The organism is Stenotrophomonas sp. 63632_Sma, assembly GCF_056482875.1.
On the sequence record NZ_CM151220.1, the window covers coordinates 2,596,793 to 2,613,975 of the forward strand.

Here is a 17,183-nt window from a genome sequence, read left to right on the forward strand (position 1 = left end):
GTGTTGCTCATCCTCCGATGGAGGCCAGGTGCGGGGTCAGCCCGGTCTGGCCCTGGTGCAGTCCATGCCCGGCCGCTTTCAGGCCAAGCTGTGTGGTGATGCGTGCCAGCAGCGCCTCATGGTCCTCATCGCGCTGCAGCAGCGGGCGCAGCGGTACGCCGAACTCGCCGAACAGGCACAGCCGCAGGTCGCCCTTGGCGGTCACCCGCAGGCGGTTGCAGCCCTTGCAGAAGTCACGCGAATACGGGGCAATGATGCCGATGCTGCCGCGATGGTCGGGGTGGCCGAACTCGCGCGCCGGGCCGGCGTCGGCGGCGCGCGGACGCTCGTGCCAGCCAGCGGCCAGCAGCTGCTCGATCACCACGTCGGCGCGCAGGTGGTGGCGCTGGAAATAGGCTTCGTTGTCGCCGGTGCGCATCAGTTCGATGAAGCGCACGCTGAAGGGGCGGCCACGCAGGTAGTCCATCCACTGCGGCAGCTCGTCATCGTTCAGGCCACGCAGCAGCACCGCGTTGAGCTTGATCGCCGGCAGGCCCAACGCCTGCGCCAGGGCCAGGCCCTGTTCGATCTCCGGCAGGCGGTCATGCCCGGTGATGGTCCTGAAGCGTTCGCGCTGCAGGCTGTCCATGCTCACGTTCAGCGCGGTCAGGCCGGCGCGGTGCCAGCCCGGCAGGCGACGCGGCAGCAACGTGCCATTGGTGGTGATGGCCACCTTGCGGATGCCCGGCGCCGCCGCCACGGTGGCGATGATCTCGTCCAGATCCTTGCGCAGGCTGGGCTCGCCACCGGTCAGGCGGATCTTGCTCATGCCCAGCGCGGCGAACGCGCGCACCAGGCGCGCGATTTCATCCACCTGCAGGAAGCGCGGGCGGCCATCGACCTGGTAACCGTCGGGCAGGCAATAGCTGCAACGGAAGTTGCAGGCTTCGGTCAACGACAGGCGCAGGTACGGAAAGCTGCGTCCGAAACCGTCGGTGAGTTGGCTCATGGCTGGTCCACCTTGTTGCTCCACCGTCTTGCCTGTACCCGGAACGGCCCGGAAACCCTCGTCTGCTGGAACGATTGCCAGAGTACGCGGCAGTCAGTTCCATGGGCATGACTTAAATCAATCGTCTTCGGCCCTGCGCGGCAGGCGTTGTGGCAGCATGCGGCTTTCCGTGCAGCGGGCGTGTGACAACCCTCATGATGATGAACGATTTCCAGCAGCTGCTGCACGCCGCAGGCCAGCAGGCTGAACCGCAACGTTTGCTGTTCGTATTCGTGCGCGCCGAGCTGCCCGAATCGCCCACCGACGACCAGCGCGACCGGCATGACCGCCGCGAGGGCGGCACCCTGTCGCCGGTGCTGTGCGTGGACAAGCTGCCAGCCGAGGTGCCCAGCTTCCAGGCGCTGGCCACCGAATCCACCACCACCGGCATCGACTGGGACCTGGTCTTCGTGGCGGCGCTGGATGGTCGCGCCGGTTTCGCCCCCAACAGCGATGAGGCCGCGCGCCCGCTGAAGCTGATGGTCAACGCCATCCATGACGGTCAGATCGGCCGCTTCGCCGCCTTCGACCGGAGCGGCGAGCCTGTTCAGTTCTATTGAGCCACCAGCTGCAGGGTCAGGAAGAAGATCACCAGCACGGTGTTCAGCCCCCAGGCCACGGTCAGCCCGCGCGCGGCCACGCCCAGGTTCGCGTTGTGCGCGGAGGGCGCCGCCCGCCATACCGCCGGGATGATCCAGCCGGTATAGAGCAGCAGTAAGGCAAACACCCCCAGCAGCAGCGGGGTGCGCTGGTTGGCCAGCGCCCAGAGAGCCACGGCCCACAGAATGTTGCTGGGAATGACGCCCTGCAGCCAGAACACACTCCAGAGGCGGGAACGGCCCTGGGCGTCGGGGGTTGGGTGCACGGAAGCGGTGGCGGTCATAAGTCTCCTTCTGGTTAGGAAACGTGCCGGACCAGCCTGCGCTTGGTGGCTGGGAACGTCAACCCGAGTCGCACGTCACGCTTTGGCCTCGGTGCGGCCCAGCCATGCTCGACTCAGACTTGCGCGGAGCCTGTCGCCATCGCGCTTCCCCACCCGCGCCCTTCCCTCCCCCAACCTCGACACCTGTCGCAGATTGCACGGTTCGGGCGGATCACCACGCCAGCCAGCGCTGGCAGTGCTTAACAGCGTGGGAGAATGCCGAAAGCGTCTCCAATCGAGCGATGTTTGCAACTCTTCTGATTGGCATTGCACAGCGCCAGGGGCTCAGATGGCGTGCCACCGGAAAAGGGTGGCCGGGCTTCGAACACCCGAGTTGATGTTGATGTATGCGCTTGCCAGCCGGCGTCACCTCAGCGTGGCGCCGGCTGGCAATCCGTCTGCCGGCTATGGCGGGCGGTGCGTGGGGGCTTCCGGGCCCGCCGGACTGACATCAACCCGGTGTTCGAACCACGTACCGCCCGCCACTTTTATGGGTGGCGGCTACCGATTGCCCTGCACGGAGCCTTGCCATGAACGAATCGGACTTCCCGCATCTGCACGCCTATCGCAGCACCGCCCACGACGACGGTTCGCCACAGGCTGTGCCCGCAGTGGACAGGAACACCTTCATTGCCAACCTCCATCGCATCGGCGTCGGTGCGGCGGCCGATGGCCAACCCTGGCCGGAGCGGCATCAGCTGCCCGGGCGCTGCCTGGCCCTGGCCGATGCCGATTGCGCGTTGAGCGGGTTGCGTGTGGTGCTGGAAATGCTGCTGGCGGCGGAGCGCACCGGCCAGAACGGCGAACCGGAAGAGTACGTGGGCGACCGGGTGATGGAGGGGTTGGTACTGGCCAGCCAGTCATTGTGCGCGCAGGCGGTGGGGCGGTTGCAGCCTGAAGGGTGAATGCCATGCGCCACGGCCTTCAGCGAGGACCGCTTTCAGCAGGCGTCAGTGCTCGCTGAAAGCACTTCTCAGATCGACGCCGATGATCGAAGAGAAGTCCACCTTGCACAGCTCCAGCTCGAAGAGTTGATCGTGATTATCCAGGCACAGGGTGACTCTCACCGGCACGCCGTCGGCATCGGCAAGCATGGCCGTAGCAATGTCACTGCCGAAAAGCTGGGTCGTGCTGGACAGGAACACCACGCCCCCGAATCCGACGACACCCACATCCTCCACCTGAGCGAGCGCCAGATCCTTCAACAACCGTTCGGACAGCTCGGTCGTCTCCGGCAGCAGCCTGTGGATGAGGGAGACCTCGTCGGGGGTGAGGAACCTGGGCACGGGATGTCCTTCAGGGCACCGCGTCCGCCATCGGCTGATTCTCGATCCGCCATGTCCTGGCGTAGATGAGAATGACGCTTCCGGTCGAGCTGGTCTCGATACGAAAACACTTCAGACCGGACAGCGGATAGCCGACCGCCTTCCAACGATCAAGAAGATCAGCGAGTCCCGGCTCGTCATCATCCACCATGGCAAACTCAATTCCCTCGTCACCCAGTACGCCGAAGTTCATGAGCGCCGAGCACCCGTAGGCTTCCGAGAAGCAAACGGTTGCCTGCCGGCCATCCGGCCAACGCGCTCGCACCCTTACCTCGTCGCATACGCCAGGATTGCTTCTGTTGATGTTGATGGCCAGCAACGTGGCGTCACACCATTCAAGGGAGTTGAAATCTTGGTTCATAGACTGGAACTCCGGGGAAACAACCACGGAGCCCCTGGCGCCTAGCCTCGCCAAGAGCCATTCTCACAAAAAGGACGCTATTGGGCACGCCAACCTCATCAGAACCGAATTCATAGGCCGCATCGCATCCAACGAAATGGAATTGAAGCGAAAACAGCGAAGATTGATACGTGCGCAAACTCACTCTGTCCCTTCTTGATCGCAGCCCTCCTCCGGCTCGTATTCATGGAACTGTTTCACCACTTCCCAGCCAAACTCCTTTTCAAGGGCCTCTCGCACAACACCAGGAACCGCAAACCAGGCAGTGTTAGTGTGCGAGTCGATACCTCGCGAATCGAATTGCGAAAGAAGGTGCACAGTTTCGGCGCGAGACATCTTCCTTTTCTCATCATGGAGAATTGAACGACGGTGCCTTTTTAGAAGGAGCCTCAACTGCTTCAGTGTTGATATCCCAAGCTTGTGAAGTTCAGCCACAACCTCCAAAAGGTCAAAGTCGCCGTAATCATGCCGACGATGAAACAGGCCCAGCACCATCTTCCTCATCCCGGCAGGAGTGACTACCTCCATTTCCTTGACCGCACGCGCATGCAACCTCTTCACCTAGTAAGCCTCAAGTCAGCGCCAGCATCCCTGCCAGCAAGCGAAGATCTTCCCGGCCCTTTCCAAATGAAACATAGCCCATCTTGCAGTTCATCTAGAAGAGCAGTGACGTCGAACCATCCGTAGGGCACATTGCTACATTCGGCTCTGTGAAGTCTACCGCCCCGCAAACCTCTGGAAAGAGACTACACAGGGTCTTGCACGCGTTAACATCTCCATTCTCGCAAGCAACCTGAAGAGCAACTCTGAGTGCGAGCGTGGGTCCGATTGCCTTGGGTGGAAGCAGGAACGACGGCTTCCTCTTATAGGTTGACTTTCCCGTATTGGAGTCCTTCTGCCATCCCCATCCAGGGCGTTTGGGATCATCCTTCCACTTTTTTCCAGGATTGTTGGTCCCATCCGGCGAGCGCGTCTGATTTCGTTCCCCGCGACGTCCCGACATCTCACCGAATGGATCGATGTTCAGCACGGGATCAGATTCGGAATAGGCAAATGTACTGATTCCGCCTTCCAACCCAATTGGATCACTCTGCGAGTACCGCCCAACTACCGGGTCATACTCCCGCTGATTGTTGTAGAACAACCCACTCGCATCCGTCGCCTGCTGGCCCGGGAAGCGCAGCGCCAGCTCGAACGCCACACCATCACCATCCGGATCAGCGCTCGGAATCTGGTTGCCGAACACTTCGCTCTTGTTGCTCCAATCCCAGATCGCGACATCGCGCACCGGGTCGATCACCACGCGCGGCGTACCCATATGATCTGGTTGGACGTAGGCCAGCTCCGGCACGCCAGTAGCCGGCACATTGATCAGCGCCACCGGGTAGTTGTCCAGCCAGATGGCCTGCTGCTGCGCCTGGCCCGTGGCCGAGTAGTTGCCCAGCCATTGCCCTGCTTCGTCATACAGGGTGATCTGAGCAGCGCCACCGGCCGGGCTGCGCAGCACGCGCTCGCCACGATGGTTGTAGCCGTAGCTCTCCAATGTGGCGTTACCCTGCTTCACCGCGTTCATGCGATTGGCATCGTTGTAGGTGAACGTCTTGCTGCCGATGCTGGTGGTGTTGCCCGCTGCGTCATGGGTGCGCGCCTCGCCATCCACCGCAGTCAGGCGGTGGCTGGTTGCGGGATAGGTGTAGCTGGCGGTACCTGCCGAGGTGGTCAGCGCGGTGCGATTACCGGTGGCGTCATACGCATAGGTTTCGATCGGTGTGCCGGTCGTACCGTCCTGGGTCTGGGTCAGGCGACCCAGCGCGTCGTAAGCGTACTTGGCCAGCACCGTCGAGCCTGTGCCGTTCTTCAGTTCGGTGATCGAACCCACCGGATCATAGCCATAGCCCAGCGACAGGCCGCCTGCGGCCGGGTCATGCACCGCCTGAGGGCGGTAGTCCAGATCCAGCGGACGCTGCAGCTGGCGGCCGTTGCCATAGGTCCAACTGGTCGCCGGGCCGAAGGCCGCGTAGGTCACGTTGTTCACCACGATCTGGCGGGCCTGGCCGGGCCGGGTCAGGCCGATCTGGCTGATGCGCCCCTGAGTATCGCGCACGTAGTCGGCCACACTGCCGTCGGGGTAGGTCAGCGCGGTCAGGCGGCCCGACTTGCTGTAGGCGTAGCGCAGCGTGCTGGCGACACCATTGATCGTCTGCACTTTACGGGTGACCTGGCCGAAGCGGTCATGGCAGTACTGGGTGCTGCCATTGGCATGCAGCACCTGCCCCAGGCGCCCCTTGGCAAAGCGCTCGTCTGTGGCGCAGGCAGCCGGCGCCACGTCATAGCTGTAGCCCACATCCAGATTGGGGTCCGGATAGGCGACGCCGATCAGGCGGTTGAGTGCATCGTAGTGATAGGTGGCGGTGACGCCACGCGCATCGGTGGCCGTCTTGCGATTGCCGGCCGCATCCAGGGTGAAGCTGCTGGCGCCCCTGTCCGGGCTGACCTGGCCGGTCAGGTCACCGAACCCGTTGTAGGCGTAGGTGGTGTGCAGTCCCTTCGGATCGGTGATCTGGGTGACCTGGTCCAGCGCGTTGTACTGGCTGCGGATCTCCGCCGCGACGCCGCCCACGTCCTGCAGGGTCTGGGCCAGGCGGTTCAGCGGGTCGTACTGCTGGCTGGTCACGCGCTGCAGTGCGTCGGTCACCGTCTGCAGGTTGCCGTTGGCATCGTAGGCAAAGCCGGTAGCGTGATTGCCTGCGTCCTTCAGCGCGGTCAGCTGGCCGAGCGTGTTGAACGTGCGTGCCAGGGTACGGCGCAGCGTGCCACCGGTGTCCAGCGTGTCTTCCTTGAGGCAGTTGCCGGCATTGTCCAGTGTGTAGTGAATCGTGTTGCCTGCGTTGTCCTCGATGTCGGTCAAGCGCAGCGCAGCATCGTAGACGTAGGAAACGCTGCTGCCGTCGGGCTCGGTGATCTGTTGCACCTGGCCGGTAGGCCAGTAGCTGATCTGGGTGACCCGATTCTCGGCAGTGGTCGCGCCGCGTACGGTGATCGAGGTCGGCCAGCCGCGAGCATGGTACGTGTAATCGGTGACCACGCCGTTGGCGTCCTTGACCGACAACGGCCGCCCGAACGCGTCGTAGGCCGAGGTCTCGACCGTCTGGCCCAGCGCATTGGTCACGCTGTGCAGGTCGCCCTTGCGATAGGTGCAGGCACCTCCGGTGGCGCACCCTGCATCATCCGCCGGGTAATAGGCATAGGTAACGGCATCGACCACATCCGTGCGCGGGCCATCCACGCTCTTCAGCAGCCCTTCCACCGGGCAGCTGCCCGCCGCCGCCACATCAGCGGCTTCGCAGTACGTGTAGCTGGTGATGCGCGTCTGACCGGATGCGGTGTCGGTCACCATGTTGGCCGTCGGCTGGCGGCGGGCATTGAAGGAAGTGCGGGTTTCACGATTGCCGATCCGGGTGGTCAGTACCGCATTGGTTTCGACGTCGCGCGCGGTGGTCACCACCCGCTGCTCGGGCAGGCCGACCGCTTCGGTCACGGTATGGATGCTGACGGCACGACCGCTCGCCGCATCGGTGCCCTGCGCATAGGTGTGCTTGGTCTGGATGCCGCGACGATCGGTGTAGGTATCCAGGCGACGGCGGAAGTCGACACTCTGGTCGTAGTAGGTTCGGCTGACGGTTCCCTGCAAATCGGTCAGGCCGGTCACCTTGCGCGACGGAGCGCTATCGCCGCCGGGTGTCAGGGTGTAGTCGGTCTGCCGCCCCAGCGCATCGGTCACGACCGCACCGCCGTTGGGGCTGTAGGCGAGCGTCACGCCATCGGCACCACCCGCATGCTGACTGGAGATCACACGACCGATGGAATCATAGGTAAAGGTGCTGTAGCGCCGGCCGTCCTCGGCGGTGATGCCGGTCAGGTGCTGGGGGAAGTCCTGATTCTCATAGTGATACGTGCGCAAACCGCCACCCGCATAGGCCACCGTGGCAACCTGGTTCTGCGGCGTGTAGGTATAGGTGACGAGCGCAATGCCTTCGACCAGTACCGAACTGATCAGCGCCTCATAGTCGTTGGACTGGTAGACGAACTCCAGCGTGCGGCCACTGCTGTGGGTGACGGCCGCAAGGCGGTCGCTGTCATCGTAGATATAGGTCAGCGACGTGCCATCCGGGAAGCGCTTGGTGATCAGACGCCCGTCCGCGCCGAAGGTCGAGATGGAACCCGCCGAATACAGCGTCCAGTTACCGTTCTGGACGAGACGATCACCACTGTCGTCGTCCGCCTCATAGGCTTGGCCGATCTTCTTGAATGCCCGTTGGAAACCGGTGCTTTCAATGATGCCCACACTGTCAGCGCCATCCAGTGCCAGGTGGGCGCCCAGCGAATGGGTCCAGCCATAACCGAAGCCACCGGAGGACGTGGAAATGCCGGAGTGATAGAAACGCGTCAGTGCGATCCAGCCAAGATCGAAGTCCGGCGCAATCTCATACTTCTCGCCCGTTTTAACATCACATGGGTTGCCGACATTGCCGTCGCAGGTACCGCCGTTGGAGGCCGGGTCATTGTCGGGAATCGGACTCATGTTCGCAGCTGTATCGTTGCGGGACATGGGGCAGCTACCGTTGCCGCCGTCCTTGTCGCACTTCTGCGACTTCGAGGTGATGGTCGCAACGAACTCTTCGCTGACGCAGGCGCTGTGCTTGTTGGACCACTGCGTGAGCGGAACCGGGCAATTCAAGCGCCGGGTACGCGCGACCGCAACCGTCCCGGTGTACGGGGTGCAGGGCGATTCAGCCGTATTGTTGCCAGCCATTGAAGTCAGATCGTAGTAGCGCGACTCGATGACACCTTCCTGATCGGGCGAAGCCGCAAACCAATCGCCAGACGGAGTGACCGCCGCCCCGGGGCACACGGGATTGCTGGCTTGTTGGTCCGCAAGAAAATCGGCCACCATCGCCTCTTCCGTCGGGAATATGTCACGCCCGATGTAGGACCAGTCCGGGTCGGAGGGCTGCGTCTTCCCCATCCAGTAGGTGATCGACGTGTTTCCGTTCAAGTCCACGACTTTCGACTTGATCTTGTCGACAGACTGCCAGCCGAACTGGAACTCCGGCGGGAACGGGCTGGGCGCCGGCAGATTCTTGATGGCGGCCACCGCCGCCTGCTGGGTCTTGTATTGGGTCGCATCGCCGCCGGGCTGCGAAATACGCCAGGTGATCTTGCTTTCCTGCGCCTGTGCCACAGCAGGGGCGACGAAGCCGACGGCAGCAATCGCCAGCACGGCACGCGAGAGGGTCTTCAGTCGTTCCAACATCCCTGTTCTCCTTCCTGGACGAACACAGCGCCGGCGGGAACGAGAACGCGGGGGTAGAGCCCCATCACGTCATGCTTCGGATCGTCCCTGGTCCGGAATGCGGCAGTGCCACATGCCGCCTTTATCGTTGAAGACGGTGACATATTCAAGTCAAGGCCCGCGACATCCGTCACATTTCCACCCGCGCGGATTCCAGATCCAGCCGATTACCGCGACAGCTTTCGGAGCAGCCTGCGGGCAGGAAACACCTGCAACCGCCTGCATCCCTCACGCATCAGAAGATCCTGGACACCCATGGAACAGGATCATGAGGCGCATTCCCCCGCATCGCCGTACCGCACTCGGCACTCGCCGTTGGCGCAGCACTGCCATCGCCATCCTCACTCTGCTGACGCTTCCCGTGGCCACCCTCGCCTCACCCGTGGCGGATAGCACCTGTACCCTCCCCGCCCGCCCGGGCGAGCGCATCATCGACGTTCCCTTTGACGTCATCGACGGGCGCATCCATGTGCAGGTGCAGGTCAACGGCAGCGGCCCGTACCGCTTCGCCATCGATACCGGCGCCAGCGGCATGGCCCGCGCGGACAGCCGTCTGGTGCGGAAACTGGCGCTACCCGCGGACGCCAGCACCCGCCACTCCGACGGCGTGCAGACAGCGCGGGCCGACACAGTGCGCATCGACGCCCTGGCGCTCGACGGGCTGCGCCACAGCGACGTGACCGCGCTCACCCGCGACTACAACGCACGGCAATCCAAAGACGCAGTGTTCGACGGCATCCTTGCGCGCGGATTCTTCGCTGATGGCGTGCTGATCATCGACTACCCGCAACGGCGCCTGCAGTTCCGCCGCGACATCGATCTCCTGCCCGCGCAACCAGACACGCTGGCCTATGCACGCGCCTTCCGCATCCCGGTGAAGATTGGAGCAGTCAGCACGGAGGCGCAGCTGGACACCGGCGCCAACGTCGCGATGGTGCTGCCCACTGCACTCTTCCGGCAGGCCGCCGGTACCGCAGTGACCACCGGGGATCGACTGACCCTCAGTCACGGCGAGGTCGATGGCGGACGCGCACGGCTGGATGCCACCGTATTGATTGGCGGCCTGGCACTGCAGGGGCTGCACGTACGGGTGTCCGACCGCTATCCCGAAGCGGTGGTGGGCGCCCATGCGCTGCAGGAAGCGGTGGTGCTGATCGATCAGCGCAGCCAACAGGTGGCAGTCTGCCCAAGCAGGCACAACCGCAACTGAGTCACTGTCGGCGTGCTGCCCGCCATGCCGGCCACGCTTCAGCGATCACGCCCACTGCCGACCTCAGGAACAACAGGGCGATCACTGCGCCAACGACAATATCCGGCCAGCCGCGCCCGGTCATCGCCACGCCACCTGCGGCCACCAGCACCCCCAGGTTCGCGGCCACGTCATTGCGCGAGCACTCGAACGTGCTCTTCATGTTGATGTTCAAGCTGCGGAAACGCCACAGCAGCGCCAGGCAGGTGAGGTTCGCCACCAGCGCAATGCCACCGAACACCAGCATCAGCGTGCTGGACGGTGGCACGCCGTTGACCAGCTTTCCGGCCACTTCGAACACGATGAACACGAAGAAGGCCAGGATCAGCAGGCCCTTGGCCAGCGCCGCGCCCGCTTCCCAGCGCGCGCCCCGGTTTACCGCCCACAGGCTCAGGCCATAGACGATGGCATCGCCCAGCATGTCGACCGCATCGGCCTGCAGGGCACTGGATCGCGCGGCAAGGCCCGCGCCGAACTCGATGAAGAACATCGCCAGGTTGATCGCCAGCACCGCCACCAGCACCCGCCGCTGGGCGCTGTGCAGCGCTATCGATGCCAGCTCCTGGCGTTTGTGGCCGCAGCACTGGTCCATGGGGGCGCTCCGCCGGGCGTGCCCGGGCTTGAAATGAAAGGGAGCTGCCTTTATCAACCTTGTAGCCCCTACAAGGTCAAGCCCATGACAGCCCCATTCACCATCGGCCAGTTGGCCCGCCAGACAGGCACCAAGGCAGAGACCATCCGCTATTACGAAAAGATCGGCCTGCTGCAGCCGCCGCTGCGTTCGCAGGGCAACTACCGCCGCTACGACGCACAGGACCAACGGCGGCTGGCATTCGTGCGCCGTGCGCGCGAGCTGGGGTTCGCCATCGAGCGGATCCGCGAACTGATCGCCTTCGGCGAGCAACGCGAGCACCAGTGCAGTTCGGTGGATGACGTGGTGAAGGCACACATTGCCGACATCGCGCGCAGGATTGCCGACCTGCAAGCGCTGCAGGGTGAACTGCAGCGGATGATCGGCAACTGCCCCGGCGGGCGCGTGGCCGATTGCCGGGTGCTGGAAGCCCTGCAGCCCGCGCCGGCTAGCTGAGCAGGAACCGCACGCGATTCGGCACCCGCCTTAGACGCCGGTCGCTCCCGCCGCCCGCGCCAGCTCCGCCGCCAGCGCCTCGCCCTTGCGCTCGCTGTAACGGTCCACGAGGTAGTCGGCGCGGCCACGGGTGAGCAGCGTGAACTTCACCAGTTCTTCGACCACATCCACCACACGATCGTAGTAGGGCGAAGGCTTCATCCGCCCGTCTTCGTCGAACTCCTGCCAGGCTTTGGCCACCGACGACTGGTTGGGAATGGTCAGCATGCGCATCCAGCGGCCCAGCACCCGCAGCGTATTGACCGTGTTGAACGACTGCGAGCCGCCGCAGACCTGCATCACCGCCAGCGTCCTGCCCTGGGTCGGCCGCACGCTGCCATCTTCCAGTGGCAGCCAGTCGATCTGGTTCTTGAACACGCCGGTCACCGTGCCGTGCCGCTCCGGGCTGACCCACACCTGCCCTTCCGACCAGTGCGACCACTCGCGCAGCCGCTGCACTTCCGGATGCCCCTTCTCCACGCTGTCCAGCAGCGGCAAGGCATGTGGATCGAACACGCGCGTGTCGCAGCCCAGATGCTGCAGCAGGCGTTCGGCCTCCAGTGCCAGCTTGCGGCTGAACGACTGCGGCCGCAGTGAGCCGTACAACAGCAGGATGCGTGGCGGCCCCTGGCGTTCGGCGGCCAACCGCTGGTGATCAGGCTGGGGAAGCGAGGCTTCCCTCAGATGGGGCAACGAAGGACTTGTGATCGGCTTATTCATTCGACTATTCTAGAAATATGGAAACATCGAATGCAATCGCTGCGCTCACCGCGCTCGGCCACGCCACCCGCCTGGCGGCCTTCCGCCTGCTGGTCGAAGCCGGCCCGGCCGGTCGCATGGCCGGCGACATCGCCGCAACGCTCCAGGTTCCTCCCGCCACCCTCAGCTTCCACCTGAAGGAGCTGGTACAGGCCGGCCTGGTCGAGAGCGAGAGCCAGGGCCGCCACGTCTGCTACCGCGCGAATTTCAGCGCAATGACCGGCCTGATCGAGTACCTCACGCACAACTGCTGCGCCGGTTCGCCCAGCGAACAGTGCGCGCCGTTGGGCAATCCCTGCAGCTGCTGATTCGGAAACGCCACCATGTCCCGCTCCATCTTGTTTCTCTGCACCGGCAACAGCGCGCGCAGCGTGCTGGCCGAAGCCACCCTGCGCGCATGGGGCGGCGACCGCTTCACGGCCTACAGTGCCGGCAGCCACCCGACCGGCCAGGTCAATCCGTTCGCGCTTGCACAGCTGCGCGCGGAAGGTATTCCGGTGGCGGGACTGCGCAGCAAATCCTGGGATGAGTTCGCCGACGCGGCTCCGATGGACCTGGTGATTACCGTCTGCGATGCGGCGGCAGCGGAAGCCTGCCCGGTGGTGTTCGGTGATTTCATCCGCAGCCATTGGGGCCTGCCGGACCCGGCCGAGGCAGAGGGCAGCGATGCCGACAAGGCTGCCGCCTTCGCCCACGCGCATGCCATCGTGAAGGCACGCGTGCAGGCCCTGCTGGCGCTGCCCGGGCACGTGTGGCAGGACCGCGGAATGCTGCAGCAGGCGCTGGACCAGATCGGCCATCTGCTGCCGGCAGCGCGCACGCCATGAGCACAGCGGCACCCATGGGCCTGTTCGAGCGCCACCTGACGCTCTGGGTCGCGCTGTGCATCATCGTCGGCACGCTGCTCGGGCACGTCCTGCCAGGTGCTTTCGCCTCCCTGGCGGCGGCTGAAGTGGCCAAAGTCAACCTGCCGGTGGCGGTGCTGATCTGGCTGATGATCATCCCGATGCTGCTGCGGGTGGATTTCGGTGCGATGCGCCAGCTGGGCCAGCACTGGAAAGGCATCGGGGTGACGCTGTTCATCAACTGGGCGGTGAAGCCATTCTCGATGGCGCTGCTGGGCTGGCTCTTCCTGCGCCACGTCTTTGCGGACTGGCTGCCCGCCGGCCAGATCGACAGCTACATCGCCGGCCTGATCCTGCTGGCGGCCGCGCCCTGCACGGCCATGGTGTTCGTATGGAGCAACCTGTGCCGCGGCGATGCCAACTTCACGCTGAGCCAGGTGGCACTGAACGACGCGATCATGGTGGTGGCCTATGCGCCGGTGGTGGCGCTGCTGCTGGGGCTGTCGGCCATCACCGTACCGTGGGATACGTTGCTGCTGTCGGTCGGCCTGTACATCGTGGTTCCGGTACTGGTGGCCGCATTGCTGCGGCGCTGGATCCTGTCGCGCCATGGCGAATCCGGGCTGCAGACGGCGCTGCGCCAGCTGGGGCCACTGTCACTGTCGGCGCTGCTGCTGACGCTGGTGCTGCTGTTCGGGTTCCAGGGCCAGCAGATCGTGCAGCAGCCGCTGGTGATTGCGTTGATCGCGGTCCCGATCCTGATCCAGGTCTATTTCACCTCCGGCCTGGCCTACCTGCTCAACCGGCGCCTGGGTGTGGCGCATTGTGTGGCCGGGCCGTCGGCACTGATCGGCGCCAGCAACTTCTTCGAACTGGCGGTGGCGACGGCCGTGGGCCTGTTCGGTGTCCACTCCGGTGCGGCGCTGGCTACGGTGGTAGGGGTGCTGATTGAAGTCCCCGTGATGCTTTCGGTGGTAAAGATCGTGAACCGGTCGCGCGACTGGTATGAGGCACGCGAGCGCGCCTGAGGCAGCCATGCCGGAGGCCGCTGCGTCGTGCCCGAGCCGCCAGTTGCAACGCCGTGGAATGCGCCCTGCTGCAACGGTGACAGCTCAAAAGTCCGTTCACATTCCTTGATCCATACTCCACGGCACGACGCCGCATGCAGCGGCAAGGCCCGGAGGTTGCGATGAACACCACACGCCTGTTCGCCATTGCATTGACCACGGCTGCCGCGCTGGCCGCGGCACCCGCCTTCGCCGATCCGCCGCACCATGCGCGCGGCAACGGGCCACCGCCGCACGCCGGTGGCCCGCACAATCGTGATGCGCCGCCGCCAGGCTGGCAGAAGAAGGCCTGGCGTCGCGGCGAGCGCCTGCCATGGGCGGAAGTGGACCGCCGTTACTGGGTGGATGACTATGCGCGCTACCACCTGCGCGAGCCGGGCCGCGACCAGCGTTGGGTCCGGCAGTCCGATAGCGAGTACCTGTTGGTGGAGATTGCTACCGGGTTGATCATCGACGCGCTGCATCGTTGAATGAGGGGATGCGCCGGGGCGCTGATGTAACGAAATGCCCCGGCAGCATCCCCTTGTCCCCGGAAGCTGCAGATGCAGACATCAAGAGCACCACTCGCCCTCCTCGCGCTTCTGCTGTCAGCCTCGCCAGGCCATGCCGGCAACAACAGTCCAGCCCACAGTCCAGCCGATGGAAAAGCCATCGAACAGGTGGTCGAATCGTTCCGCACCTCGCTGATCAACAAGGACAAGCCGACCTACATGGGCCTGTTCTTCTCCGACAAACCGGAAGACATCGGCTGGCAGTTTGTCTCCGAGGATGTGCGCCTGCAGGACATCCGCAAGGCCAAGCCCGATGCGATCAAGGCACGGCAGATTCCCGCCAACAACTTCATCGCGCTGATCGACGGCGTCGTTGCGTCGCCGAAACCGAAGGAGGAGAAATTCTCCAATACGAAGATCGAAACGGATGGCGATGTGGCCTCGGTGTCGTTTGACTACAGCTTCCACGACGATGGAGTGAAGACCAACTGGGGCAAGGAAATGTGGCAGCTGATCCGTACCGAACAGGGCTGGAAGATCTTCTCGGTGATCTATTCGATCCGCGATTCACGCAGCCCGGCCGAATGAGTGATCTGTCAGACTGGTGCCCACCGTTCGTCCATGCCAACCAGACCCGATGACCCGCATTGCCGACCTCAGCGCCGACCAGCTCGCCCACCACGCGCTCAACATCTTCATCGCCCAGGGCCGCCATGTGGAAGGCGCCCGCGTGATCTACCGGGCGCTGCAACTGGACCCGCATCATCCCGGTGCGCTGCGCTGCCTGAGCGATTTCCTGGCCCACCAGGGTACCGAGCCCTTCGCGGCGGTCACGCTGGAGCACGCCCTGTCCGGCGCCGTTCCACTGAATGACGATGCGCGCCGGATGCTGGATGACCTGCGCTTCCTCGACATCTGGTCCTGGGGATTCTCCCGGCACGTCTCCGGCGAAACCAATCTCAGCGGCGAAGCCTTCCAGCAGTGCGAGGACTTCATCTTCGATGGCCCGGCCTATGCGGCCTTCCTCAACACGGTCACCGAGCCGGCCGGTTCGCTGCAGGGTGCCTTCCAGGCGGCCGTCCGCATCTGCGGGCTGATGTCCGGACTGCTGCGCCATGCGGAGAAGGACAATCCGGCATTCGATGATGTGCTGCGATCCTCCGCCTTCGTCGAGACCGAGGCGTACCCGGCATGGCTGGCCTCGCCGACCGACGATCTGGATGCCCTCGACCAGGCCATCCAGGCGCAGCGCCAGGCCGGCTGAAGGAAAATCCAACGGGCGTCCGACGCTTTCCCGACGCCCGCCTGCACATCCTGTCGTGAGATCACTTCATGGCAGGACCGGCATGCAGCCACCCTCCCCCAAGGACAGCGGCAAGTACCCGCATGGCAAGACCGGCCTTCGCCGCATCTTCCATACGCTGATCCATTCGCGCGACGGCTTCATCGCCACCTTCCGTGGCGAAGCCGCATTCCGGCAGCTGTTGCTGCTGCATGCGCTGCTGATCGCCACCGCGTTCCTGCTGGACATCAGCCAGGTCGAACGCGCCGTGGTGCTGGCGGTCTGCTTCATCAGCCTGCTGGTGGAGCTGCTGAACTCGGCCATCGAAGCGGTGGTCGACCGCATCTCGCTTGACCACCACCCACTGTCCAAGAACGCCAAGGACATGGGTAGCGCCGCCCAGACCACCGCACTGCTGATGGTCGGCACGGTGTGGGGCGTGATCCTGCTGGGTTAGCTCGCGCCCGACCCGCCGGGCATGGCCCGGTGCCACAACGCCGCAGCCGCTAGCGCCAATGCGAGATGGCGAGCTTGGTCAACATGGTTGCGGCGATGGCCCAACCGAAGCTCAGCATGGTACCGATGATCACATATTCGGTGTGTGCCCGCGCCTGCCGGTCGGCGAAGCGCAGCACCGATTTGGCGGCCAGCATCAACCCCACGCCCTCCGGCTGGCCCAGCAGCAGGAACATGAAGATCAGGCCTCTTTCCAGCCGCCCGATATAGCGCCCTGCGGTCTGCATGCCCTTGTGATCGTCGCCCTGCACGGCTGCGGTCGTAGGCGCCGATTCGGCGCTTCCCATCTTGAGTCCTGCCGTGAACGGCGCAAGCAGCTTCTCCACCAGGACGCCGCCGACGTTGACCACCAGGATCAAGCCGCTCGCGATCGACATGCCCTGATACATCAACAGTTGGACCTGGGTCGGGATCATCCCGTACCAGCCATCGCGGGCAACGTGAGGGAACATCAACGCGATCAACACGATGAAGGCGATATGCACCAACTGGTCAATGACGAATGCGTGCACGCCATCGGGGAGCCAATGCACCTTGATCCAGTCCATCACCGCATGGCTGAAACCGATGATGAGATAGACCCATGGGTTGATTGAACCGGTCAGCGCGGCGATGACGAGCAGCACCACTGCTACGTGCAGCAGCAGGCCATGCAGTTCCTGCTTGCGCGCGATCATCTTCGTGGTCTGCAGCACGAAATCGGCGACAAGGTGAGCGGTCAACAGTACGAGCAGCGTTTCAAGCATGTCCTTTCTGCCTGTGAGTCCTTCCTGTGGCTCGCGTCGCGATAGCCAAGTCGCCGCGAAAAGCAACGAAATTTA

At 64.1% G+C, this 17,183-nt stretch carries 20 protein-coding genes; 11 read left to right on the forward strand and 9 right to left on the reverse strand.

The genetic code is table 11. From position 1 onward, the window contains the following. Window positions 1-7: 7 nt before the first annotated feature. On the reverse strand, window positions 8-988 hold the full coding sequence (moaA, locus tag ACZK45_RS12055) for a GTP 3',8-cyclase MoaA (protein WP_180838512.1): 981 nt from the start codon (window positions 986-988) through the stop codon (window positions 8-10). 194 nt (window positions 989-1,182) lie between these two features. Between moaA and ACZK45_RS12060 the strand changes: the two genes are divergently transcribed. Beyond that, window positions 1,183-1,587, forward strand: coding sequence for a ribonucleotide reductase subunit alpha (locus tag ACZK45_RS12060; RefSeq protein WP_478445886.1), 405 nt, complete (start codon window positions 1,183-1,185; stop codon window positions 1,585-1,587). On the opposite strand, the gene ACZK45_RS12065 is transcribed toward ACZK45_RS12060, so the two are convergent. Further along, window positions 1,581-1,910 carry a hypothetical protein gene (locus tag ACZK45_RS12065; protein WP_180838513.1) on the reverse strand — a complete coding sequence of 110 codons (330 nt, stop codon included), beginning with the start codon at window positions 1,908-1,910 and terminating at the stop codon, window positions 1,581-1,583. The two genes, ACZK45_RS12060 and ACZK45_RS12065, sit on opposite strands and share 7 nt — an antisense overlap. Window positions 1,911-2,479: 569 nt before the next feature. Here ACZK45_RS12065 and ACZK45_RS12070 point away from each other — a divergent pair. Next, on the forward strand, window positions 2,480-2,854 hold the full coding sequence (locus ACZK45_RS12070) for a hypothetical protein (protein WP_180838514.1): 375 nt from the start codon (window positions 2,480-2,482) through the stop codon (window positions 2,852-2,854). Window positions 2,855-2,899: 45 nt separating this feature from the next. Here the strand turns inward: ACZK45_RS12070 and ACZK45_RS12075 are convergent, their stop codons facing one another. From ACZK45_RS12075 to ACZK45_RS12090, 4 genes are all read right to left on the reverse strand, one after another. Next, window positions 2,900-3,235, reverse strand: coding sequence for a DUF6984 family protein (locus ACZK45_RS12075; protein ID WP_125895738.1), 336 nt, complete (start codon window positions 3,233-3,235; stop codon window positions 2,900-2,902). 10 nt (window positions 3,236-3,245) lie between these two features. Then, the gene (locus ACZK45_RS12080) at window positions 3,246-3,635 is read right to left on the reverse strand and encodes a hypothetical protein (protein WP_180838515.1); all 390 of its coding nucleotides are present in this window, start codon (window positions 3,633-3,635) and stop codon (window positions 3,246-3,248) included. Between the two features lie 180 nt (window positions 3,636-3,815). Further along, window positions 3,816-4,235: a hypothetical protein gene (locus ACZK45_RS12085; RefSeq protein WP_125895737.1), complete on the reverse strand. Its 420-nt coding sequence runs from the start codon at window positions 4,233-4,235 to the stop codon at window positions 3,816-3,818. Window positions 4,236-4,329: 94 nt separating this feature from the next. Beyond that, entirely contained in the window at window positions 4,330-8,988 is a 4,659-nt protein-coding gene (locus tag ACZK45_RS12090; protein ID WP_478444725.1) for an RHS repeat-associated core domain-containing protein, read from the reverse strand. A gap of 307 nt (window positions 8,989-9,295) precedes the next feature. On the opposite strand from ACZK45_RS12090, the gene ACZK45_RS12095 reads away from it, so the two are divergent. After that, window positions 9,296-10,237, forward strand: a complete 942-nt coding sequence (locus ACZK45_RS12095) for an aspartyl protease family protein (protein ID WP_478444726.1) — start codon at window positions 9,296-9,298, stop codon at window positions 10,235-10,237. Between the two features lies 1 nt (window position 10,238). Here ACZK45_RS12095 and ACZK45_RS12100 read toward each other — a convergent pair whose 3' ends face one another. Continuing rightward, window positions 10,239-10,868, reverse strand: a complete 630-nt coding sequence (locus ACZK45_RS12100; protein WP_478444727.1) for a cation efflux transmembrane domain-containing protein — start codon at window positions 10,866-10,868, stop codon at window positions 10,239-10,241. Window positions 10,869-10,952: 84 nt separating this feature from the next. Here ACZK45_RS12100 and ACZK45_RS12105 point away from each other — a divergent pair, with 84 nt between their 5' ends. Then, window positions 10,953-11,363 (forward strand): MerR family transcriptional regulator, encoded by a 411-nt coding sequence (locus tag ACZK45_RS12105; RefSeq protein ID WP_478444728.1) that lies wholly within the window; start codon window positions 10,953-10,955, stop codon window positions 11,361-11,363. Between the two features lie 30 nt (window positions 11,364-11,393). Here the strand turns inward: ACZK45_RS12105 and arsH are convergent, their stop codons facing one another. Further along, on the reverse strand, window positions 11,394-12,122 hold the full coding sequence (gene arsH, locus ACZK45_RS12110; RefSeq protein WP_478444729.1) for an arsenical resistance protein ArsH: 729 nt from the start codon (window positions 12,120-12,122) through the stop codon (window positions 11,394-11,396). 17 nt (window positions 12,123-12,139) lie between these two features. Here arsH and ACZK45_RS12115 point away from each other — a divergent pair, with 17 nt between their 5' ends. The 7 genes from ACZK45_RS12115 (at window position 12,140) to ACZK45_RS12145 (ending at window position 16,303) form a co-directional block, all read left to right on the forward strand. Then, window positions 12,140-12,469, forward strand: coding sequence for an ArsR/SmtB family transcription factor (locus ACZK45_RS12115; RefSeq protein WP_478444730.1), 330 nt, complete (start codon window positions 12,140-12,142; stop codon window positions 12,467-12,469). Window positions 12,470-12,484: 15 nt separating this feature from the next. Further along, a complete protein-coding gene (locus ACZK45_RS12120; protein ID WP_317217368.1) occupies window positions 12,485-12,988 on the forward strand; it encodes an arsenate reductase ArsC in 504 nt (167 codons plus the stop codon). A gap of 14 nt (window positions 12,989-13,002) precedes the next feature. Further along, a complete protein-coding gene (gene arsB / locus ACZK45_RS12125; RefSeq protein WP_478445887.1) occupies window positions 13,003-14,034 on the forward strand; it encodes an ACR3 family arsenite efflux transporter in 1,032 nt (343 codons plus the stop codon). A gap of 161 nt (window positions 14,035-14,195) precedes the next feature. Further along, window positions 14,196-14,543 carry an RcnB family protein gene (locus ACZK45_RS12130; RefSeq protein WP_253145074.1) on the forward strand — a complete coding sequence of 116 codons (348 nt, stop codon included), beginning with the start codon at window positions 14,196-14,198 and terminating at the stop codon, window positions 14,541-14,543. Between the two features lie 72 nt (window positions 14,544-14,615). Further along, a complete protein-coding gene (locus ACZK45_RS12135; protein ID WP_478444731.1) occupies window positions 14,616-15,152 on the forward strand; it encodes a Cif family virulence factor in 537 nt (178 codons plus the stop codon). 49 nt (window positions 15,153-15,201) lie between these two features. Continuing rightward, window positions 15,202-15,828 (forward strand): hypothetical protein, encoded by a 627-nt coding sequence (locus ACZK45_RS12140; protein ID WP_478444732.1) that lies wholly within the window; start codon window positions 15,202-15,204, stop codon window positions 15,826-15,828. Window positions 15,829-15,910: 82 nt separating this feature from the next. Then, window positions 15,911-16,303, forward strand: coding sequence for a diacylglycerol kinase (locus ACZK45_RS12145; RefSeq protein WP_478444733.1), 393 nt, complete (start codon window positions 15,911-15,913; stop codon window positions 16,301-16,303). Between the two features lie 49 nt (window positions 16,304-16,352). On the opposite strand, the gene ACZK45_RS12150 is transcribed toward ACZK45_RS12145, so the two are convergent. Beyond that, window positions 16,353-17,108 carry a DUF3307 domain-containing protein gene (locus tag ACZK45_RS12150; RefSeq protein WP_478444734.1) on the reverse strand — a complete coding sequence of 252 codons (756 nt, stop codon included), beginning with the start codon at window positions 17,106-17,108 and terminating at the stop codon, window positions 16,353-16,355. Between the last annotated feature and the right edge of the window lie 75 nt (window positions 17,109-17,183).